This is a genomic window from Treponema sp. R80B11-R83G3, assembly GCF_054786115.1.
The window spans coordinates 1-20,306 of the sequence record NZ_BDHF01000035.1 but is presented as its reverse complement, the minus strand read 5'-3'; the positions used below and the strand labels follow the sequence as shown (position 1 = coordinate 20,306).

At 43.2% G+C, this 20,306-nt stretch carries 21 protein-coding genes; 11 read left to right on the top strand and 10 right to left on the bottom strand.

Annotated elements, in window-relative coordinates; genetic code table 11:
- Positions 1-14: 14 nt before the first annotated feature.
- On the bottom strand, positions 15-1,205 hold the full coding sequence (locus ACYVRH_RS06750) for a radical SAM protein (RefSeq protein WP_461256164.1): 1,191 nt from the start codon (positions 1,203-1,205) through the stop codon (positions 15-17).
- On the bottom strand, positions 1,202-2,200 hold the full coding sequence (locus tag ACYVRH_RS06745; RefSeq protein WP_461256163.1) for a class II fructose-bisphosphate aldolase: 999 nt from the start codon (positions 2,198-2,200) through the stop codon (positions 1,202-1,204). The genes ACYVRH_RS06750 and ACYVRH_RS06745 overlap by 4 nt, the downstream gene beginning before the upstream one ends.
- An 85-nt stretch (positions 2,201-2,285) precedes the next feature.
- On the opposite strand from ACYVRH_RS06745, the gene ACYVRH_RS06740 reads away from it, so the two are divergent.
- The 4 genes from ACYVRH_RS06740 (at position 2,286) to ptsP (ending at position 6,612) form a co-directional block, all read left to right on the top strand.
- Complete coding sequence (locus ACYVRH_RS06740; RefSeq protein WP_461256162.1) at positions 2,286-3,227, top strand: hypothetical protein; 942 nt, start codon at positions 2,286-2,288, stop codon at positions 3,225-3,227.
- Positions 3,228-3,310: 83 nt separating this feature from the next.
- Entirely contained in the window at positions 3,311-4,120 is an 810-nt protein-coding gene (locus ACYVRH_RS06735; RefSeq protein WP_461256161.1) for a flagellar filament outer layer protein FlaA, read from the top strand.
- A gap of 11 nt (positions 4,121-4,131) precedes the next feature.
- Entirely contained in the window at positions 4,132-4,860 is a 729-nt protein-coding gene (locus tag ACYVRH_RS06730) for a flagellar filament outer layer protein FlaA (protein WP_461256160.1), read from the top strand.
- A 51-nt stretch (positions 4,861-4,911) separates the two neighbouring features.
- Positions 4,912-6,612, top strand: a complete 1,701-nt coding sequence (ptsP, locus tag ACYVRH_RS06725; RefSeq protein WP_461256159.1) for a phosphoenolpyruvate--protein phosphotransferase — start codon at positions 4,912-4,914, stop codon at positions 6,610-6,612.
- Positions 6,613-6,677: 65 nt separating this feature from the next.
- Here the strand turns inward: ptsP and ACYVRH_RS06720 are convergent, their stop codons facing one another.
- The 7 genes from ACYVRH_RS06720 to ACYVRH_RS06690 all read right to left on the bottom strand — a co-directional run bounded on the left by ACYVRH_RS06720 (position 6,678) and on the right by ACYVRH_RS06690 (position 11,736).
- Entirely contained in the window at positions 6,678-7,457 is a 780-nt protein-coding gene (locus ACYVRH_RS06720; RefSeq protein ID WP_461256158.1) for an amino acid ABC transporter ATP-binding protein, read from the bottom strand.
- Between the two features lie 3 nt (positions 7,458-7,460).
- Positions 7,461-8,108: an amino acid ABC transporter permease gene (locus ACYVRH_RS06715; protein WP_461256157.1), complete on the bottom strand. Its 648-nt coding sequence runs from the start codon at positions 8,106-8,108 to the stop codon at positions 7,461-7,463.
- A gap of 9 nt (positions 8,109-8,117) precedes the next feature.
- Entirely contained in the window at positions 8,118-8,918 is an 801-nt protein-coding gene (locus tag ACYVRH_RS06710; protein WP_461256156.1) for a transporter substrate-binding domain-containing protein, read from the bottom strand.
- 78 nt (positions 8,919-8,996) lie between these two features.
- Positions 8,997-9,548, bottom strand: a complete 552-nt coding sequence (locus ACYVRH_RS06705; protein WP_461256155.1) for an RNA polymerase sigma factor — start codon at positions 9,546-9,548, stop codon at positions 8,997-8,999.
- A gap of 5 nt (positions 9,549-9,553) precedes the next feature.
- On the bottom strand, positions 9,554-10,372 hold the full coding sequence (locus ACYVRH_RS06700; RefSeq protein ID WP_461256154.1) for an ABC transporter permease: 819 nt from the start codon (positions 10,370-10,372) through the stop codon (positions 9,554-9,556).
- A gap of 1 nt (position 10,373) precedes the next feature.
- The gene (locus ACYVRH_RS06695; RefSeq protein WP_461256153.1) at positions 10,374-11,315 is read right to left on the bottom strand and encodes an ABC transporter ATP-binding protein; all 942 of its coding nucleotides are present in this window, start codon (positions 11,313-11,315) and stop codon (positions 10,374-10,376) included.
- Entirely contained in the window at positions 11,308-11,736 is a 429-nt protein-coding gene (locus ACYVRH_RS06690; RefSeq protein ID WP_461256152.1) for a hypothetical protein, read from the bottom strand. The genes ACYVRH_RS06695 and ACYVRH_RS06690 overlap by 8 nt, the downstream gene beginning before the upstream one ends.
- Before the next feature lie 142 nt (positions 11,737-11,878).
- Between ACYVRH_RS06690 and hisE the strand changes: the two genes are divergently transcribed.
- The 7 genes from hisE to ACYVRH_RS06655 all read left to right on the top strand — a co-directional run bounded on the left by hisE (position 11,879) and on the right by ACYVRH_RS06655 (position 18,219).
- The gene (hisE, locus tag ACYVRH_RS06685) at positions 11,879-13,249 is read left to right on the top strand and encodes a phosphoribosyl-ATP diphosphatase (protein ID WP_461256151.1); all 1,371 of its coding nucleotides are present in this window, start codon (positions 11,879-11,881) and stop codon (positions 13,247-13,249) included.
- A 6-nt stretch (positions 13,250-13,255) separates the two neighbouring features.
- Positions 13,256-14,389, top strand: a complete 1,134-nt coding sequence (locus ACYVRH_RS06680; protein WP_461256150.1) for a pyridoxal phosphate-dependent aminotransferase — start codon at positions 13,256-13,258, stop codon at positions 14,387-14,389.
- Entirely contained in the window at positions 14,386-15,717 is a 1,332-nt protein-coding gene (gene hisD, locus ACYVRH_RS06675; RefSeq protein ID WP_461256149.1) for a histidinol dehydrogenase, read from the top strand. Before ACYVRH_RS06680 ends, hisD begins: the two co-directional genes overlap by 4 nt.
- Positions 15,718-16,202: 485 nt before the next feature.
- Complete coding sequence (locus ACYVRH_RS06670) at positions 16,203-16,397, top strand: hypothetical protein (RefSeq protein ID WP_461256148.1); 195 nt, start codon at positions 16,203-16,205, stop codon at positions 16,395-16,397.
- The gene (locus ACYVRH_RS06665; protein WP_461256147.1) at positions 16,390-17,391 is read left to right on the top strand and encodes a glycosyltransferase family 2 protein; all 1,002 of its coding nucleotides are present in this window, start codon (positions 16,390-16,392) and stop codon (positions 17,389-17,391) included. Before ACYVRH_RS06670 ends, ACYVRH_RS06665 begins: the two co-directional genes overlap by 8 nt.
- Complete coding sequence (locus tag ACYVRH_RS06660; RefSeq protein ID WP_461256146.1) at positions 17,378-17,821, top strand: hypothetical protein; 444 nt, start codon at positions 17,378-17,380, stop codon at positions 17,819-17,821. The genes ACYVRH_RS06665 and ACYVRH_RS06660 overlap by 14 nt, the downstream gene beginning before the upstream one ends.
- Positions 17,821-18,219: a GtrA family protein gene (locus tag ACYVRH_RS06655; RefSeq protein WP_461256145.1), complete on the top strand. Its 399-nt coding sequence runs from the start codon at positions 17,821-17,823 to the stop codon at positions 18,217-18,219. The genes ACYVRH_RS06660 and ACYVRH_RS06655 overlap by 1 nt, the downstream gene beginning before the upstream one ends.
- A gap of 242 nt (positions 18,220-18,461) precedes the next feature.
- Here the strand turns inward: ACYVRH_RS06655 and ACYVRH_RS06650 are convergent, their stop codons facing one another.
- On the bottom strand, positions 18,462-20,180 hold the full coding sequence (locus ACYVRH_RS06650; RefSeq protein WP_461256144.1) for an AMP-dependent synthetase/ligase: 1,719 nt from the start codon (positions 20,178-20,180) through the stop codon (positions 18,462-18,464).
- Between the last annotated feature and the right edge of the window lie 126 nt (positions 20,181-20,306).

The following is a 20,306-nucleotide window of genomic DNA, read 5'->3' as shown; positions in this document are numbered from 1 at the left end:
GTTGTTACAGAGTATTAGAATCCTTTAATTTTTTTACCAAAAAGCATATTTTGATAACAGCGAAGGCATCCTGGGAACATTCCGCCTTCACATTCATTTAGTGTTTTTCTGAATAAATTTGCGCGATCCCCGTTGTATATCTCTTTTATTGACTGATTTTTTATGTTGCCTAAAATGTAGTCGGGATAATCGGCGCAGAAATGCACGTCTCCGTTGTAGTTTACGTTTAATTGGCACCAGGGGACGACGCAGTGATTGCGCACGGGCGTTTCAAGTTCCGCGTAGTATGTGTGCGTTTTTTCAGGGTTTAAAGTGGGAACTGTAAGTATAACATGCCCGAAATTCTTTTCTTGAATGTCGTGTAAAATCTTGTGCAATTTTTGCCCGTCTATTCCCATGTTGTAACCCGTGTTGTACGCTTCAAGGCAGTCAATGTCAGTGTCAAGTTTTTCCTTCATAAAGCGTTTCTGTGTGGCTACAATATTGTCATTTGTATAAGTGCCTAAATTATAGATGTGCAGATCTATGTCGTATTCTTTGCTCGCTTCGGAAAGGTTGGCAAGGTCCATGTAATTTTTATTTGTAACGACCGTTACAATGCTTAAAAGCGGATATCTCTTTTTTTGCTTTTTCTTTTCATTGTTGATGGCTTTTAAACCCGCTACTACCTTGTCATAAGTGCCTTTGCCGCGCAATTCGTCGTTCACGTCTCGGAAAGCGTCCAGCGAAACAAAAATAGTGCTCCATCCGTCTCGGACAATTTGCTCCGCGTGCCGTTCCATTAAAGTGCCGTTGGTGTTGACGCTTACATACATTCCCTTTTCGACCATGTATTTCGCGAGGGGAAGAAGATCAGGGTAGAGGAACGGCTCTCCGCCCCAGATATAGGAAACAGGTTTACAGGGCGCGACTTCATCAATAAATTTTTTCCATGTTTCAAGCGGAAGAATTTTTTTATTTTCTTCAGCAGCGCAGTCGTTCATTACTCCCTTGTCGCCGTATTGTCCGCACATTTTACAGCGCAGGTTGCAGGCTCCCGTCACTTTAAAGTAAACGAGAGCCAGATTTTTAAAATGGTTGTGATTGTAATTCCGATTTAAAAAAAATCTTGTTTTGCCGATTCTGAATAAACCGTTTGATATCTTTGCCGCTAACCTGCAATCCCTGGTTAGCAGCATAGGTATCGTTGATGTATTATACTTCACGCCTGTCCCGCCGAGCCAAGAACATTCTGGTTCTTGTGGGCATAGAGTTTTTTAAGTTCGTCACGCGCGGGGCCCAAGTACTTGCGGGGATCGAACTCATCGGGCTTTTCAATAAAAACCTTGCGGATCATAGCCGTCATTGCAAGCCGTCCGTCTGAATCAATATTGATTTTGCAAACTGCGCTTTTCGCGGCTTTACGGAGCTGTTCTTCGGGGATGCCTACGGAGTCCGTTAATTTTCCGCCGTACTTTTCTATTATATGCACATATTCAATGGGGACTGATGAAGAGCCATGTAAAACGATAGGGAAGCCCGGTATCTGTTTTTCAATTTCTTCAAGGATATCAAAGCGCAAAGGGGGAGGAATAAGGATGCCGTTCGCGTCCCTTGTGCATTGCTCCGGTTTAAATTTTGCCCTTCCATGGCTTGTGCCGATGGAAATTGCCAATGAATCGACTTTTGTTTTGCCGACAAAATCTATCACTTCTGAAGGCTGGGTATAATGGCTTTTTTCGGCTGAAACATTGTCTTCCACTCCGGCGAGAACCCCAAGCTCACCTTCCACCGTAACATAATCTTTTTGTGAATGCGCGTATTCGCAAACTTTTTTGGTAACCGCCACGTTTTCATCGTAAGGCAAGTGGGAACCGTCAATCATTACCGATGAAAAGCCGGTCTCGATACAGTCCTTGCAAATTTCAAAACTGTCGCCGTGGTCAAGATGAAGAACTATGGGAATATCGTATCCCAACTCATGGGCGTATTCCACGGCTCCCCGCGCCATATTTTTCAGGATGTTCTGATTGGCGTATTTCCGCGCCCCAGCAGATACCTGTAAAATTACAGGTGATTTGGTTTCCACGCACGCCTGGATAATAGCCTGCATTTGTTCCATATTGTTAAAATTATACGCCGGAAGGGCATATCCGCCAGAAACCGCTTTCTTAAAAAGGTCTTTTGTATTTACAAGACCCAATTCTTTATAACTAATCATTGTTTTTCGCTCCTTAATCTGTCAGTATATAGACTTTTTTCTTATATGGCAAGTGTGTTTAAAATTTTAATAATTGTGGTATTATATGAACATGAGACGGATACCCAAAACATTAATAATTATTGCAAGCCTTGCTTTAGCGGTGGCTATCGTACTGGCCATCTTTTATACCCGTCCCCCTGTATTAATCGTGACGGAACAGTCCTTTATCGAGTTATATGGAAAGAAAAGGATTAAAAACGAAGCCTTACATTCGTCATTTTTCCTGTTCCGGCCTGTAAGAACCGTCGAGGTCACTAATGACGCAAGTGACGATATTGTTTCATTTGCCGTTGCAGGAATCTCTGCTAAGCCGTATTGCGTACTTTTTCCCCTTAGATTTGTAAAGTCGGCGCAGATTTACAGGGGGCAAAACCCCGATATTCCTGTTGTTGTGTTGGAGGGAAGGTATCCTGAGAGTGAAAACTCCGCTGAAAAGACGCTTGGAGCGGATAAATCTGAATATTATATTTATAAAACTGATATAAGTGACGATTTTTACAATTTAGGACTTGCCATTAGCGCTCTAAAGCCGAAAGACGAGCCAAAAAATAGTGATTCTGCCGCCGAAGTGGAAAAAAATGATAAAATCGTAGTTTTTCTTGAAAAGAATCTGACCCAGATGAAAGATATTTTTCTAAAAGGGCTATATGATAGGGGAATTCTTATTGAAACTCAATTTTTTAACTCTTTTTCACAATATTCGGAAACACCCGATATTTCCTGTGTTATTCTTGCCGGTTTGGGTTTTGAGTATATGGATAAGAAAGCCGACGTTCCGATTATTTTCTTTACATGGATTGACCCTTTTTTACTGCCGTCCGACGTAGTCATGGTTATTAACGATTCACCATGGGCGCAGGCTAGGCAGGCCGTCAGGATGGTCGGCGCAGGGGAGAAAAACGGGCTTATTAAGTCCGAATTTATGGTACTAAATAAGAAAAAATTTGACGGGAACGGCATTGCAAAAATAAAAAAATCTAGGTAAAATACAAAAACAAGTGGTTAAAGATTTGACAAAGACAGTTCAAACTAATATAATTTAGTATAGATTATTAAAGGAGCTTAATGATGAAACAAAGAAGCTTGAAATTTATCTGCCTGATTATCTGGGCATGTATAACGGTTTTATCAGTACATGGTCAGTACAGAGCCGAGAACCTAAACAATTGGGTTTTGGAGACTTTTAACGGGAATGGTGACTCAATATATAAATGGAAAACGGATGCCAGCCGGTTTATCACCAAAACCGACAATGCCACTTATCCGTTACTCACCTATGTTGACGCGTATCCAAGCCAGGCTTTCAGGGCAGGAAAAGCTGAAGGCTCTCCAAAAAGTTTTGGAATAAACGGCCGTTTTGATCGAAGAGGCTATAACTGGATAGATATTTACCCGGTTTTAGCGGATGATCCTGATGAAAAGCCGATCGGAATACCCATTCCCGGCAGAATGAAAAGAATGGATATGTGGGTATGGGGATCCAACATGAGGTATTACATTGAAGTTTATTTCAGGGATTTTAAAGGCGTAGTTCATATTCTCAACTTTGGAAGCGTTTATTTCCTCGGTTGGAAAAACATGAGCGTAAATATTCCCACTAACCTTAATCAAACCGTATGGACGGAATCAGAACCTATAAAAAGGGCTAAAGAGCTTGGAAAAGATATTTCGGATAAACCTCAAATTAAGGACGAACCCACTTATCCAAGTTTGCACTTTGTAAAGTTCAGGTTGTGGACACAGCCGGTTGAAAGAGTTGACAATTTTTATATTTATTTTAAACAGCTAAAAATTCTGACGGATATAAATGAAGCTCTGTTTGACGGCAGCGATTTGGCTGATCCGCAAAATGTTCAAAAGCTATGGTCTGAAAAATAAGGAGTATTAAAATGAGGAAATTTTTAATTATTACATTAATTTTATGTATCGGCGGCTTTGCCTTTGCCCAGCAAAAACAGGAAGTTGGCGCGGCTGAGCCGGATAAGATTGGGATTGAAGCCGGGCAACAACTAATAAAAGAAGTGTCCGTTGACAGGTTTGAGCATGACGGTTTCTGGAGATCTAAAATATCGCATGACGACGGTTTCCCGACAAGCAGGTTGTTTATAGGCTCTCCCGCCGGAAAACAAAAAATTCCCGATGAAGAAAAGATGGATATTCCGGATCAATACGTACTTGGCACCAGAATAGATTTTCTGCGCAGGGGATACAGCCAATTTTATATTTATCCCGCTCGTCCAATTCCAATAGAAGGAATTACAAAAACCGTTTCCGTGTGGGTTTCGGGACGTAACTTTAATCATGAATTGTTTTTGTTAATTCAGGATTTCTTTGGCAGAGATTATGAGTTTAGCTTTGGAAAACTCAATTTCATTGGATGGCAAAAGCTGACGGTTACTATTCCCCCGGCTCCGGAAAACGAAGGGCAACCCGGCGTAATTCAAAGAAGCTACCATTATCACGCCAACTACGGCATAAAAATAACCGGCTTCAGAGTTAATTGCGACCCGATGGAAGCAAGGGGCAGCTACTATATTTATTTTGACGATCTCCGAGCGGTTACCGATCTCTTTACCGAGAATCACCGCGACCCGGACGATATGGTTGACGGCTGGTAGAAACCAAAGGGCTGCTGATTGTAAAACAACAGCAGCCTTTTTATTATCCACATGATTTTAAAAGGAAAAGGAATTGCCCCCGGAATTGCCGTGGGGCATATTTATATCTACGACGAAAAATTTGACATTCCTTGCGAAAGCTTTGTTCCTTCAGGACAGGAACAAGCGCACCTTGCCCGTTATTATTCCATTAAAAAAGAAGCCCTTGACGAGATTGAAAAGATCAGGCTTTCCGTTGCAAGCGTTGATCCGGTAAAGGCGGAAATTTTTACCGCGCACAAAGAGATAGTGGAAGACCTTATCATTAACGAAGAGATTCCGGCAAGGATACTTAACGAACATTGGGCGGGAGACTGGGCTATTTATCAGGTCTATGAAACCGTTCTAGGCGTTTTGCGAAAAACTCCAGATCCGCTTATCGCAGAGCGATCTGCGGATTTTGACGATATTCGCGCAATGCTTCTGCGTTTATGGTACGGGCAAAAATCAAGCTCTCTTTCCTCTTTAAAAGAACCCTGCGTCATTGCCGTGCGCGAACTTAAACCTTCCAGCACCGCCGGTTTAAACAGCGGTAAAATTTTGGCGATTCTGACCGAAACGGGCGGTGTAACGTCTCACGCCGCAATTATCGCCAAGAGTTACGGTATACCCGCCATTTTAGGCATTGAAGGGTTACTAAGTTATGTAAAACAGGGACAACGCGCCGCAGTTGACGCTGTGCAAGGAACGGTAATTATTGATCCTGAAGAAGACGTTGTAAAAGAGTATCAGGAGAAAAGCGGAGTTTTTAACCGCGACAGAAAAGACGCCGAAACATTCAAGAAGAGGGAAGCGGTCACTTCCTGTGGGGTAAAAATTGACATTGGTCTAAATATTTCAAATGCCAATGATGACGAACTTGGAGCGCAAAGTTACACGGATGGCGTAGGTTTATTCAGGACGGAATTTCTTTATATGGGGCGTAATACTCCGCCATTGGAAGAAGAACAATTTGCATCTTACCGTAAAGTTTTGGAATGTTTCGGCAAAAGACCGGTTATTTTACGTGTTATGGATATTGGCGGGGACAAACAAGTATCGTGCATAGAACAGAAACACGAAGATAACCCTTTTTTGGGAAAACGGGGCATAAGGTTATGTTTCAGTAATCTTGAAATTTTTAAAACCCAGTTAAGAGCGGCTCTTCGAGCGTCAATTTATGGCAATCTTTGGCTTATGCTTCCGATGGTCGGCTCTCTTGACGATATAAGAAAAGCAAAAGAAATAATTGCCGAAGTAAAAGGCGCTTTAAAAAAAGAAAACGTCCAATTTGGCGAAGTTAAAATCGGCATAATGATAGAGATTCCAAGTATCGCCATAATTGCCGGTTTGGCGGCAAAGGAAGTTGATTTCGCGAGCATAGGGTCAAACGATCTTTGCCAGTATTTATGCGCCGCTGACAGAATGAACGCTGAAATGGAGCCTTATTACCAGTGTTACCACCCTGCCGTTTTCGGATTGATAAAAGAGGTCGTTTCGGCTTTTAACAACGCCAAAAAGCCAATCTCAATTTGCGGGGAGTTGGGAAGCGATCCGGTTGCCATACCGATACTTATTGGAATAGGCTTGCGTAAATTCAGCATGGGAGCCGCGTCTGTCGCGGCGGTAAAAAGGGCGATTGCCTCAGTTACGGTGGCGCAGACTGAAGAGATGGCAAAGAAAGTGTTGGAGTTTTCTACGGCTTCGGAGATTGAAAAGTTTTTGAGTTCATAATATTTCCAAAGACCTCGCGCAAGAAAATATCATACCTGATTTTCTTCTGTCCTATAAAGCGTCCGTTAATAACTGCCCATTTCGAGAAACCGTTTTAATCTCTCACTGGAAGGATTATCAAGAAGTTCAGGCCGTCCATACTCGACAATAACGCCTTCGTCCATAAAGAGAACAGTGTCGGCAACCTGACGCGCGAATTGCATTTCGTGGGTAACAATTATCATCGTTGTATTTTTCTCCGCCAGAGCGCGGATTACTTTTAACACTTCTCCTGTTAATTCGGGATCAAGGGCGGATGTTGGCTCGTCAAAACATAAAATATCCGGTTTTAAAGCCAATGCCCTGGCGATGGCGACTCTCTGCTGTTGGCCGCCTGATAATTGGTGGGGATATAAATCGCGTTTTGCGGACAAACCCATTTGTTCAAGAAGAACCTCGCCTTCCTTGCGTATTTCTTCGATTATGTTTTTTCTGTTTTTTTTGTAATCCGCTCTTTTTTTTGCTTCCAACTCACGGGCAAGCGTTATGTTTTCAAACGCGGTGTATTGGGGAAATAAATTGAACGCCTGAAACACAAGCCCGAAATGACGGCGTTTTTGCCTTATATCGGACTCGTCCCAATGGGAATGGCCTTTGCAGTCTATCAGCGTTTCCCCTCGAACTATGACGCTGCCAAAATCGGGCTTTTCCAAAAAATTCAAACAGCGCAAGAGCGTTGTTTTTCCGCTGCCTGAAGATCCGATAATGGCAAGAACTTCGCCTTCATCAAGTGAAAAACTGATGTTATTCAAAACTTCAGATGAGCCAAAACGTTTGGCGATATTATACGCTTCAAGAATAGCCATTTTTTACGCCTTAAAATAACTTAATTTTTGTTCGATGTATCCAAACAGAAGCGTAAGGATGCCGACAAACAACAAATAAAAAGCGCCGGTATAAAACAGCGGCCAAATAATTGCCCTGGTCGAGGCAAATGTTTCAGCTACCCTGATTATTTCCACTACCATAATTACCCGCGCAAGGGCGGTGTCCTTCACTAGCGTAATAACTTCGTTTGACATCGGGGCCGTTATCCGCTTAATAACCTGAAGCAGTACGACTCGAAAAAAAATCTGCGCTTTTGTCATTCCCAAAACTTGTCCTGCTTCGTATTGGCTTGCGGAAATACTTTCAATGCCGCCTCGGAATATTTCACTGAAATAACACGCGTAGTTAATTGAAAACGCGATTATGGCGGCGTTAATCCTTGAAGAAATCGGCGCGCCGAAAACAAACCCCGGCACGTAAAACACTATAAATATCTGGAGCATCAAAGGCACGCCTCTTATGCACCAGACAAATATTCTGACAATAAATTTAAGAGGCCTGATTTTTGACATTGACCCGAATGAAATAATCAGGCCGAGCGGAAGGGCGAATAAAAGAGTCAGCGAAAAAATAAGGAATGTGGTTTGGAAACCGTTTAAAAGCCTTAATGTTACCGCTGAAAATCCCATATAATGGAATTATCCTTTAAATTTAGTATCAAGAACGAGAGAGTTTTCAAGCTTGTATTTTTTCGCGAGTTCCATCATTTTTCCCTCTTCGTATAACTCTTTCAGCGCTTTGTTGACTTTATGCGTCAGAGGGCTTCCCTTTTTAAAACCGATGGCATAAACTTCGTGATCAAGGGTAATAGTCGCGATTGTTAAATCGGAATAATCGCCCGAACCGGCGAGCCTCCGCGCTAAAAGGATGTCAACAATAGCAAAATCAACGGAGCCTGATTTGACTTCAAGGAACGTGCTGATTTGCGCGGGCGTGCCGGTAATAAGGCTTGAGTCTTCTATAAATTCTTTCGCGAATGATTCACCGGCTGAACCGCTTTCACAAGCGGCTTTCTTGCCAATTAGATCATCCATACTCCTGAATTCACTCGCTCTTTCGGCTTTGATGACAATGCTTTGCTGATTTACCATATAACTGTAGCTGAAATCGACCATATTGCTTCTTGGCACGCCGTCTTCAGAAGCGTTAGCTGTAAATCCGTTCCAGATGGCGTTTATGGAACCGGCCTGAAGCTCCTGATATTTATTGTCCCAATTTATTTCCTGAAACGCCACCTTCATGCCAAGCTTTTCTCCGACAAGCATGGCAAGCTCAGTGTCAAAACCCGTCCAATTGCCCCTTTCGTCCTTATAGTTCATCGGCTCATATTCAGTTACTCCGCAGGTAAGCGTCCCCGCATCCTTTTTACCGCATGACGCAAAAAACACTATGCCGGTCGCAAGAAAAACCGCCAATAACATAAAAATACTCTTTTTCATAAAACTTCTTCTCCTTAATAAGTATTTATTGTATCAAATTGGCAAAAATTATTCAATAAGACTTCACATAAAAGGGAGCTAAATCCCCATAACGTCAATGTACAATTCTTCAAGTCTTTTTCTTAAATACTTTACAGCGTAATGTTTGCGTGAAAGAACGGTGTTTACGGGAGCGTTGATTTTTTCTGCGGTTTCTTTTACCGAGAAACCAAGCAGTTCAGTCATCTCAAAAACTTCGCGCTGTTCTTTTGGCAGATCGGCAAGGGCTGTCTGTATTTCTTCAAAAACAAGCGAGCGCAACATTTCTGTTTCGGGAGTCGCTTCTTTACCGTAGATAATGTCAGCTATTTCGTCAAATATGTACTCATCGCCGTCTTCATCGTATAACGCGGGCAACGGCGCGTCTTTTTTCTTTTTATGATGATCAATTATTTTGTTACGGGCGGCGCGGTAAAGCCACGCGGAAATATTTTCTATCGGTGTAATTAAATCATTCACTCGGCTGAATTGATAGAACACGTCCTGTAAAATATCTTCCGCGTCTTCAATTTGGTTTACACGGTTGCGGATGAAGTTTAACAGCCGTTGCCGATAACTTTTAAATATTTCCGCTGCTGATTTTTTCGCCATTAAGATTACCTGTCTTTTTCGCTTCGCGCGAAGAAGTAAGTGCCAAGAACGAGGCAAACTGTTGTCAGCAAGATAATTGCCATAAAATTGACTAACGGATTAAACATAACTACGCTATTATACTCGGGATTGCCCCTGTAAACAACGGCGCGAACAAGGTCTAAACAGTATGTCATTGGCATTACGCGGTTTAAAATTAACAGAACGCCGGAAGAATTGTTGATTGGGATAATCGCGCCTGACAAAAACATCTGCGGCATGACAATGAGCATTACGGCAAGATTCGCCGCCCTTTTGTTTTTAATAAGACCTATGATGATCATCGCCAATGCGCCGCCTGATAAGCACATAAGCGGCGATAGGGCGAGAATTAAGAGCAGTTTGCCCGCTGGCAGAGTGATACCCATCGCAAGAGAGACGATCAGCGTTCCTGCCATGCTTATAATTGCCGCGAAACCGGAGCCGAGTATTTTGCCAACCACAATCGAATAACGGGAAACCGGCGAAACAAGCATTTCCTGATTAAAGTCGATGTCGTGATCGTCTACAAGAGAAGTCATGCCCATTGTGGTAACCATAAAAAGCATGTTGACTAACATCCCCACCAGCATAAATTGCCCGAATTGAAAGCCAAGTCCGCCCGCCATGTTTTGCATAAGATTGCCGCCGATCATTCCCATTAAAACAATAGGCATCGCGATGCTCATAATCGCCGTGGCGGGTGACCTGAAAAATATCGTTATTTCACGGGACATAACGGTTACAACAGTGTTTAACTCCCTAAACAGCCGCGATTTTTTTTGCGCTAAAACAAGTTCGCTCATACTACACCCCCTTTTGTTTGGTTAAAAATTCAATATACGCGTCTTCAAGCGAAGGTTCGTGTATTTTCAATATGGTCAGTTTTGTCTTTATCCGCGAAATAATTTCCTGCGCTGAATCTTTGTAAGGAACGACAACGCGCCCGTTCAACGAAAACTGAAGTCCAAGAGAGGACAGTTCATTTGTCAAAGCCGATCTGTCATCAGCGTCTAAAATAAGTTCATGCCTCATTAAACTTCGCTTTAATTCCTGAGGCGGACAACAAGAGGCGATTTTTCCGTTATTGATAAGGCATACCGTATCCACGTTTTCAGCCTCGTCAATGTAATGAGTCGTGAGGAATACCGTTGTCCCGTAACGGATGCGCGTTTCATTAATGTAATTCCAAAGCCCGCGTCTGCTTACCGCGTCCAACCCTTGAGTCGGCTCATCAAGAAAAAGCACGTTGGGCGTATGGATTAGACTGCGGATAATTTCCAGTTTTCTCTGCATTCCGCCCGAAAGCTTTTTGATAGGCTTAAAAAGCGCGTCCTGTATTCCAACAATTTCGGCAAGCTCCATTACCCTTTTGCGGTATGCTGACGGCATAAGTTTGAAAGATGGGCGGTATCCGCACATTCCGTACAGGCAGGCGTGAAAGCGGATATTCTGCTCCGCCGTCAACTGCGGGTCAAGGCTTGGCTGTTGAAAGATGATGCCAATTTTTTCCCTCACCTTCCTCGCCTCTTTCTCAATATCGAACCCCGCGATTTTTATCTCTCCTGAAGTCTTGGAAAGCGTCGTTGTTAGGATGGAAATGGTCGTCGTTTTCCCAGCGCCGTTCGCGCCAAGGAACGCGAAGAACTCGCCTTTTCCGACGGAAAAACTGATGTCGTCAACCGCCGGTTTTTCCGCGCCCTTGTAACGCTTGGTCAGGTTTTGTACGGTTATGACAGAATTATTCACCGCTATCATCCTTTTTTACGCCGGAGTTATCATTCCGTTTCGTTTCTTCCTCATCGCTGAAACAACCGTTAAAGCGCATAAAACCTTTATGAAACTTAAAAAAATCTTTTTCCTTTTCCATAAATTCTTTGCGTTCTTCCTCGCTCATATTCATCCACTTTTCACGAAGTTTGTTTCCGTGATGAAGCCGCTCATCTCCCATCGCTCTTCCGCGTCCGCCATGCCCCCTAGTGCCAATGCCGCCAAACAACAGCCTCGCCAGAATGAGCAGCCCCGCCGCCTGCAAGTAGCTAATCTGCGGAAAGTTAAAAAGCGTCGGCAAAAGAGCGTTCCACAACAGCATTACAATAGCTCCGAATAAGGCAGCCATCACCGGAATAGCAATTATACCGCCAAATACCCATTTAAAATTTCTTCTCATATTAATTCTCCTCTACCTTAGCAGACGAATGAGAGGCGAAAATATTTTTAATAATCTTGATTTTCTTTGTGTTCTTTGTACCTTTGTAATCTTGGTGAGAGGTCTTATTGATTCTTATCCGATTTTTACAATATAATAAGTTATGGTAATAGCTTCGATAGACATACAAAATGGCAAAGTCGTTCAGTTAAAACAGGGCGAGGAACTTGTGCTTCAACGGGACAATCATCTTGAATTGGCGGAAGAATTCGATCGCTACGGCGAAGTCGCGGTCATAGACCTTGACGCGGCGATGGGGAAGGGTTCCAACCTTGAAATGATAAAGCCCCTTCTTAGAAAAGCAGAATGCCGGGTAGGCGGCGGCATTAAAACGCCTCAGCAGGCGCAGGAACTGGTCAGTCTTGGGGCGCGGAAAATAATAGTCGGCTCCGGCGCTTTTCGCGATCCTGCTAAAAAAGGGGCTGGAATCGCGGGCGGGGAGTTTGCGGTAAATATCCCCTTCCTTGAAACCATGTCAAAAAAAATCGGGCGGCAGAGGCTAATCGCCGCAGTTGACGCCCGCGCCGGAGAAATTGTCGTGGATGGCTGGAAAACCCCCACAGGCCTAGACCTTATTGAAGCTGCAAAATTAGTTGAGCCTTTCGCTGGCGAACTGCTTTTTACCTGCGTAGAGCGCGAAGGCACCATGACCGGCATCGACCTTTCCCCCGTGCGCAAATTGCGCGAAGCGGTATCCTGCCAGATTACCGTAGCCGGCGGAGTCTCAACGTTAGCTGAAGTTGAGGAAATCGCCGCACTAGGCTGTGACGTTCAGCTAGGCATGGCCCTATACACCGGAAAAATAAATCTAGCCGACGCTTTCATAGTGTCGCTTAACTGGAAGAAAGGGAGTGGGGGAGTCCTCCCCGCAACGTCTCCGAATGCAACACAATTATCTGTTGATTCTCCTCCATTGCTCATTACTAATTGCTCATTGCTCATTCCCATTATAGTTCAAGCCATCGACGGCCAAATATTAATGACAGGTTTTACCGACAAAGAGGCGTTAGCTGAAACATTCAAGCGCGGCAATGTTTGTTTTCACAGCCGGACAAGAAACAAACTTTGGATGAAAGGCGAGAATTCCGGCAATGTGTTAAAATTAATCAGATTAAGAACCGACTGCGATAAGGACGCGATTCTTGCCATAGCGGAGCCGGAAGGCTCAGTCTGCCATACCGGCGCGTGGTCATGTTTTTCAAATAACAGGGGCTATACATTGCAATTTTTGCAGAAAATAATACGGGACCGTTTTCGCAATCCCATGCCGGGTTCGTATACGGCTACCCTTGACGATGAGCTTGTGCGCGAAAAAATTATGGAAGAGGCGAAAGAATTGTGCGAGGCAAAAACCCGCGAAGAAATTATTTGGGAAGCCGCCGACATTATTTATTTTACAACTGTGTTGATGACAAAAGCCGGAGTGAATATTCAAGAAATACTTGACGAGCTTGACCGGAGGCACAAAAAGTAAGTTTTTATGAGCGAATATTGGAATACCCGCATAAAAAATCTTTCCCCATATGTGCCCGGCGAACAGCCCAAGGACAGGAGATTCATTAAACTTAACACGAATGAAAATCCCTATCCGCCTTCGCCTGCGGTTATCGAAGCCATTCAAAAGGCGGCGAATGAAAGCTTGCGCCTGTATCCCGATCCTGAATGTACGGAATTTCGCGAAGCGGCTGCGGCGCGTTACGGCGTTAAAAAGGAACAGGTATTTGCAGGCAACGGCTCCGATGAAATTTTAGCGTTTGCTTTCGGCGCGTTTTTTGAATCCGCCAAAGAGGGCGTTACCGGAACGAGCAATGAAAAAATACAGCCAGTACTGTTCCCTGACATAACTTACAGTTTTTACCCTGTTTATGCCAACCTTTGGGATATACCGTACAAGTTAATGCCGTTACGCGATGATTTTACAATTAATGCCGATGAATATAAAATCAAATCAGGCGGCGTTATCCTTCCAAACCCAAATGCTCCGACGGGAATCGCTCTGCCGTTAAAAGAAATTTTATCTCTTGCCGAATACCTTGCCGGAATAGGGAAAGTTTTTATTGCAGATGAGGCTTATATCGCCTTTAGCGGCGCAAAAGACGCGAAACTCGGCTCTTTATCGGCAATTCCGCATATTAACGGTCATCCTAATTTATTGACGGTGCATACTCTTTCAAAATCCGCGTCTCTCGCAGGGTTAAGGGCAGGTTTTGCGATCGGCAATGAAAAATTGATAGAAGCCCTATGCCGAATCCGCGATTCCTTTAATTCGTACACTATGGATAGAATTGCTCTTGCTGGAGCGTCGGCGGCGCTTAGGGACACTGCATACTACGATGAAATAAACACTCGTGTCGCCGCTACAAGGGAACGGGTAGTGAATTCCTTGCGCGGTCTGAAATTTACAGTTTTGCCGTCAGAGTCAAATTTTCTTTTTATTAAACCGCCGCGCGTAAAAGGAGCGGATTTTTTTGCCGCATTACGTGAGAATGGAATTCTTGTAAGGCATTTTAATAAAGAAAAAATTAAAGATTATCTGCGTGTCAGTGTTGGTACGGACAAAGATATGGACGCGTTCCTTGAAGCATGCGATAAAATTATAAGGAGCGTAACGTGAAAATAATTCAAAGTACTGATTTTGATTCATATTGGAAAAACGAATCAAAACGCTCTGATGATGCAAAAACTGAAAAAACCGTAAAGAAAATAATAGAGCAGGTACGCGCTAACGGAGACGCGGCTGTCAGGAAATACGCTTCCAAGTTTGACAAATCTTCCCCGCAGTATCTGGAAATTCCTCTAACTGAAGCAAAACGCGCTTTTAATCAGTTGCGTGAAAATAACCGCGCTCTTGCAGACGCGATGGAGCTTGCCGCCCTGCACATAAAACGCTTCTCTGAAAAACAACGGGAGCAATTCGCCGATTTTGAATTTGAAATGGAGCAGGGTATTGTTACAGGCCAGCGTATTATCCCTGTAGAAAAGGCGGCAATTTATGTTCCCGGCGGACGTTTCCCGCTTTTTTCCTCAGTCCTCATGTGCATGATACCCGCCTTTTGTTCCGGCGTGGAAGAAGTGATCCTCTCTTCTCCCCCGACTCAAGACGGACTTCCCGATAATAAAATACTTGCCGCCGCCATGATAGCGTCTGAAATTACAAACAACAAAAATGTTCGTATCTTCGCTATGGGCGGCGCACAGGCAATTGCCGCTCTTGCTCTTGGCACTGAATCAATACCCCGCGCTGACGTTATCGCTGGTCCCGGAAATAGATTTGTCGCGACTGCCAAGCGGCTATTGTTCGGCGAAGTAGGGATTGATTTTATCGCCGGCCCCACAGACGTGCTGATTATCGCGGACGGGCGCTCTGGTGATGGAGATATTGAAAAAGCGGCAGATATTGCCGCAGCGGATATGCTAAGTCAGGCTGAGCACGATCCTGATGCCCGCGCAAGGGCATTAGTTCCAAACAAAGAACTTGCCGAAAAAATTGCTGCGGCTGTCGAGAGAAGAATAAAAACTCTGCCAACTGAAAAAACCGCCCGCGCATCTTTGGAAGTCGGAGGCCTTATTATCGTCTATGAAGCAAAGGAAGAGGCGATTCGCATTGCCAACACAATCGCGCCTGAACATTTAGAACTCCAAACCGCAGACGCGGACAATTGGATTCCTAAACTGAAAAATTACGGTTCACTTTTTATAGGCGCGTACAGCGCGGAAGTCCTCGGCGATTATTCCGCCGGAATAAACCACACCCTGCCCACAAAAACAAGCGCCCGTTTTACAGGCGGCCTGTCCGTGCGCCACTTTTTAAAAACCGTAACAACACTGCGCTGCGCCCCAGGTGAAGGCTTTGAAAAAGCGCGTAACGCCGCTGAAGCGCTCGCCCGCGCCGAAGGATTGGAAGGGCATGCGCAGAGCGCGGCGGTGAGGGGAAAGGAGTAGGGAAAATAATTGTTCTTTGTTTTCCACTTTTTTGCCGCGCTTTTGAACGTCAAGAAGCTGCTTTATCTGGAGCATGAGGTATTCCCTGAACAGGGGGTCAAGTTCCTTGTAAATTTCAATTAGTTGTTCCAGTTCAACATCGGGAGCCGGGCCGGAAAACATCTCCCCTTTCCCTGTCAAAAGCCAGTCTTTGTTGACATTATATTTTGTTGATATTAGTTCGTAGATGCGCTCGTTGGCTTTTTTAAGCCCACTTTCTATTTGAGCGTAAAAACCTTGAGAAAGAAAAATACCCCGACAAAAAGCCCGTTGTGACAGCCCAACGCTTTTCTGACAGCCTTTATGCGGGCATTTATGGAAACTTGCATCTATCTCCTTTCCTCAAAATACCATAAAACTCCCTTTCTAACAATATTTTCGTTATCCATTCGTAAAAACCTTGACTGATTTCTATTAAATCTATAAAATGATAACATAGATTTCTTATGAAAAATGAAGGAATGAGGAAACAGATCAATGTGGAACTTTCCCGATTAAGCAAAGGGTTTAAGGCGCTCAACATTAATCACCAAAAAGGAGTGCTGAAAACGGCGCAGGGGCTTTTAAGGATACAAAGAGCGTACAAAACAATGACTGCGGATAATACCCGGTATGTTTCTCTCAAAGGCAAAAGTGAATAATAAATCTGACAAGCCGATATTGGCAATTATTATCCCCTGTTACAACGAACAGGAAGTATTGCCTGAAACTGCGAAAAAGCTGTCCGATACATTGCAACAGCTTACCTCTGAACAAATTATTGATAAAAAATCGACATTATTTTTTGTTGACGACGGCTCAAGTGATAACACATGGAGTTTGATAGAAAAATTCCATACTGAAAATCCTTTTGTTTTTAGCGGTATTAAATTGTCGGGAAACAGAGGGCATCAAAACGCCCTTTTATGCGGATTGCTTGCGGTTAAAGATCATCCGGTCTTGTCGGTTGACGCGGCTATTTCCATAGACGCGGATTTACAGGATGACATTAATGTTATCAGTAAAATGATAGAAAAATACCGCGCAGGATTTGAAATTGTGTACGGCGTCCGCTCAAATCGCGAAACAGACAGTTTTTTTAAACGGTCCACGGCGCAGGGGTTTTACCGTTTCATGCGTTTTTTAGGCGTGGACGTTGTATATAACCATGCCGATTTCCGCCTAATGGGAAAAAATGCCCTTGAAGCGCTGGCGGAATATGGCGAAGTAAATCTTTTTTTACGCGGCATTATTCCAATGCTTGGATTCAAAACAGGCATTGAGTATTACACACGCGCTGAACGTATGGCGGGAACAAGTAAATATCCGTTAAAGAAGATGATTAAATTCGCCATGGAGGGCATTACTTCATTTTCAGTAAAACCATTACGCCTTATAACTCTGCTGGGAGTTTTAATTTTTACAGTCAGTATTGCGATGATTGCGTATTTTTTTGTCAGGTATTTTTCCGGCCACACAATAAGCGGTTGGGCGAGTATTGCCTGTTCATTGTGGGGAATAGGCGGACTGATTCTTTTCTCTATCGGTATTGTCGGTGAATACATCGGAAAAATATATTTGGAGGCGAAACATCGCCCCAGATACCATGTCGAAAAATTTTTATTTATAAAGGAAAAAAGAAATGAAGAACAATGAAACGCCTGAAATATTGCTGGATAGAATTTACCATTCAGCAAAGGCAAAGAAATTAGTAATAATACTTGTACTTACGTGTATAATAATTTGTATTATACCGCTGCTTCCGTCTGTACAAAACGCCCTTTTTTCATTTATTGACGCGCATATTTCCCGCAAGGGAAAAACAAGCGGCGTTTTTGAAAACCGCTTGCGGTCATTATTGTCCCTGCCATTTTTCGGCCTTGTGGTTTTTGTAATGGCTCTTTGCTGTCTGTTCTATAAAACCGTTTCTAAGTTTTTGGAAGACGCTAAAAATACGCGATTAGATATGGCGCAAAAAGCAAAGCGGCCTTTTACATTGCTCAAGACAAATTACGAAGATAACAATTTTATTGTTATTAGATACCCTTCCGCAGAGATTATCCATCGTGAAGTTATGGACAACTGATGATATTTGATCGTATTTTTCTTAAATTTTTAATGGTCGGATTTATCAACACTATTGCAGGTTCCGGCTTGATGTTTGTTATGTACAATATTTTTGGCTTTGGGTACTGGATTTCATCTGCGGCAAACTATGTATTAGGAAGCATTTTAAGTTTTTTTCTCAATAAATACTGGACTTTTAATGTCCGCAAATGGTCTTTGTATATGATTATCGCCTATATTGCAACTATTGCGGCCTCATGGTTTTTAGCTTATAGAATAGCAAGGACAGCGCTATACTTTTTGTTTGCAGAGTATCCGCAAAAAATTCAGGATAATGTTTCTTTATTTGCCGGGATGTGCCTTTTTACCGGATTGAACTATCTTGGACAAAGATTCATTGTGTTTAAAAAATCCTAAAATAGCAAATCTATTCCCTAAAAACAGAATAATTTCCCGGAAGAAGTTCACACTAAGAACACAAAGGTACAAAGATCAAGAGGGGAACCTTCGACCTTCGGTCTCGGTTGAGGTTCACAAAGGGGGGATCAGGGGTTGTCGTCCGAAAGCTATGCGTGGACTTCACGATAAGATAACGGACAAAAACACCTTCTTCCTCTTCGTGTTCTTTGTACCTTTGTGTGAGGTCTTTGGAGTAAAACTCAGCTATTCAATTCCCCACGCTTAATTTTCTTGGTAGTGGTCATCTCCATCGGCTTATCAAGAATTACAACTCTGTCTATTTTTTGATAAGGTTGTAACCTTTGGTTGACTTCCGTAATGATCCAGTCGATTCTGCTTTTCATCTGCGCAGTGTCAGGAATTGTTCCATTTGAATCTTTGTATTCGGGATTGGGATACACAAGCGCTTCGATGGTTTCGCTCTTCATTTTCTTGTCCTGAATATATCCTCGGATTAAAATTTGATCGATTTCTTCATAAAGCTGGAATTCGTTTTCTATTTCTTCGGGATATACGTTTTTGCCGCCTTCAGTAACAATCATGTTTTTCGCTCGCCCCGTCAGATACAAATAATTTTCATTGTCCATATAACCCAAATCGCCCGTTTTAAGATAACCGTCGCTTGTAAAGGCTGCGGCTGTTTCTTCTGGCAATTGATAATACCCCTGCATTACCATAGGTCCTTTAACGATTACTTCGCCGATTCCGCGCTCGTCGGGATTTAGTATTTTCATGTCTACGCCGGGACAAGGGCGGCCAACGCTGGTTTCCTTGTACGCTTCGATAGGATTAATTGTGATAATCGGGGAAGTTTCTGTAAGGCCGTAGCCTTGAACAAAGTCAATTCCAAGCTGGTTGTATTTTCTAAACACGCTTGGCGCAAGCGGACCGCCGCCGCAGATGCAAATACGTATCGACGTAAGACTTGCCTTGTCCAGAACGAACCCGAACATTTTCTTGCCGGGATTCACTTTAAAAAGTTTTTTTATAAGGCCGGAAATGCCCATCAAACATGATATAAGGCCGTAAACAATAGGCCCTTTGGCTTTTAATCCCCTTAAGATTCCCGCAAGAACTTTATTAAAGAGCATGGGTACGCCTAACAGCATTGTGATCTTCGCTTCTTTTAGATCTTTTAAAATTTGCGTTGTCACCATACGTTTCCCAAAAACAACTTCGGCTCCCGTTGAAATTGTTTCTATAAATACGGCAAGCATTGTGTATGAATGATGAATTGGCAATATCGCGTAAAAAATATCGGTATGTAAAACTATAAGGGGCGTTCCCTGCGCCAAGTAACAATCAGAGACGAGGTTCCTGTGCGTTAAAATGACTCCCTTTGGGATTCCCATTGTTCCCGACGTAAAAAGCACTGCGGCGGTATCGGTCTCTACCGCCTTTTCAATTTCAGCTTGAGGTCCGTCAAGGTCATAAATATAAGTTCCCACTCCTTTTCTTAGGGAAAGAACTTTTTCAAGGCCGGATCTTTTTGACGTATAATACTCATGTTTTTCTTCATCAACAAAAATCATTTTCGCGCCTGAGGCTTTTAACAGCATGTCGATTTCTTCATTTTTAAGCTGATAATCTATCGGGACAACCACGCCGCCGGCAAAAAGTATTGCAAGATACGCGACTGCCCATTCAGGAGCGTTTTTTCCAGTTACGGCGACTCTGTCGCCCCTGCGAATTCCATTTTTATGCAGCCAGCGGGAGACGGCTTCTATTACCTTGAGCGCTTCAGTGTAATTCAGGCTGATTCTGTTCGGTTCATAAATGGTAAAACAGGCGCGTTGCGGATAACGGGAAACGGTTATTTTAAACATTTCAGGCAAAGTAGGCCATTCGCCGGAAAAGACTTTTATTTCACGGTAATCTTTTAAAAATTCCCAAGGTTTTTCAGTATACGGAACAGACATTTTTTCCTCCAAATAACTTTTTTTCGAGTATTAAATACCCTATGACATTTTGACACAAAATGTAAATTAAAGTTGCATTAAATATCAATATGTATGTAACTTTTCATTAATTCTATAGTATTATAG

Bases quoted from the DNA above. Each gene is read 5' to 3' on its own strand.
- ACYVRH_RS06670 (WP_461256148.1), top strand. From the start codon at position 16,203: ATGAAAAATGAAGGAATGAGGAAACAGATCAATGTGGAACTTTCCCGA.
- hisE (WP_461256151.1), top strand. From the start codon at position 11,879: ATGGTAATAGCTTCGATAGACATACAAAATGGCAAAGTCGTTCAGTTA.
- ptsP (WP_461256159.1), top strand. From the start codon at position 4,912: ATGATTTTAAAAGGAAAAGGAATTGCCCCCGGAATTGCCGTGGGGCAT.
- ACYVRH_RS06710 (WP_461256156.1), bottom strand. From the start codon at position 8,918: ATGAAAAAGAGTATTTTTATGTTATTGGCGGTTTTTCTTGCGACCGGC.
- ACYVRH_RS06705 (WP_461256155.1), bottom strand. From the start codon at position 9,548: ATGGCGAAAAAATCAGCAGCGGAAATATTTAAAAGTTATCGGCAACGG.
- ACYVRH_RS06730 (WP_461256160.1), top strand. From the start codon at position 4,132: ATGAGGAAATTTTTAATTATTACATTAATTTTATGTATCGGCGGCTTT.
- ACYVRH_RS06720 (WP_461256158.1), bottom strand. From the start codon at position 7,457: ATGGCTATTCTTGAAGCGTATAATATCGCCAAACGTTTTGGCTCATCT.
- ACYVRH_RS06655 (WP_461256145.1), top strand. From the start codon at position 17,821: ATGATATTTGATCGTATTTTTCTTAAATTTTTAATGGTCGGATTTATC.
- ACYVRH_RS06745 (WP_461256163.1), bottom strand. From the start codon at position 2,200: ATGATTAGTTATAAAGAATTGGGTCTTGTAAATACAAAAGACCTTTTT.
- ACYVRH_RS06715 (WP_461256157.1), bottom strand. From the start codon at position 8,108: ATGGGATTTTCAGCGGTAACATTAAGGCTTTTAAACGGTTTCCAAACC.
- ACYVRH_RS06650 (WP_461256144.1), bottom strand. From the start codon at position 20,180: ATGTCTGTTCCGTATACTGAAAAACCTTGGGAATTTTTAAAAGATTAC.
- ACYVRH_RS06740 (WP_461256162.1), top strand. From the start codon at position 2,286: ATGAACATGAGACGGATACCCAAAACATTAATAATTATTGCAAGCCTT.
- ACYVRH_RS06700 (WP_461256154.1), bottom strand. From the start codon at position 10,372: ATGAGCGAACTTGTTTTAGCGCAAAAAAAATCGCGGCTGTTTAGGGAG.
- ACYVRH_RS06660 (WP_461256146.1), top strand. From the start codon at position 17,378: ATGAAGAACAATGAAACGCCTGAAATATTGCTGGATAGAATTTACCAT.
- ACYVRH_RS06690 (WP_461256152.1), bottom strand. From the start codon at position 11,736: ATGAGAAGAAATTTTAAATGGGTATTTGGCGGTATAATTGCTATTCCG.
- ACYVRH_RS06680 (WP_461256150.1), top strand. From the start codon at position 13,256: ATGAGCGAATATTGGAATACCCGCATAAAAAATCTTTCCCCATATGTG.
- ACYVRH_RS06735 (WP_461256161.1), top strand. From the start codon at position 3,311: ATGAAACAAAGAAGCTTGAAATTTATCTGCCTGATTATCTGGGCATGT.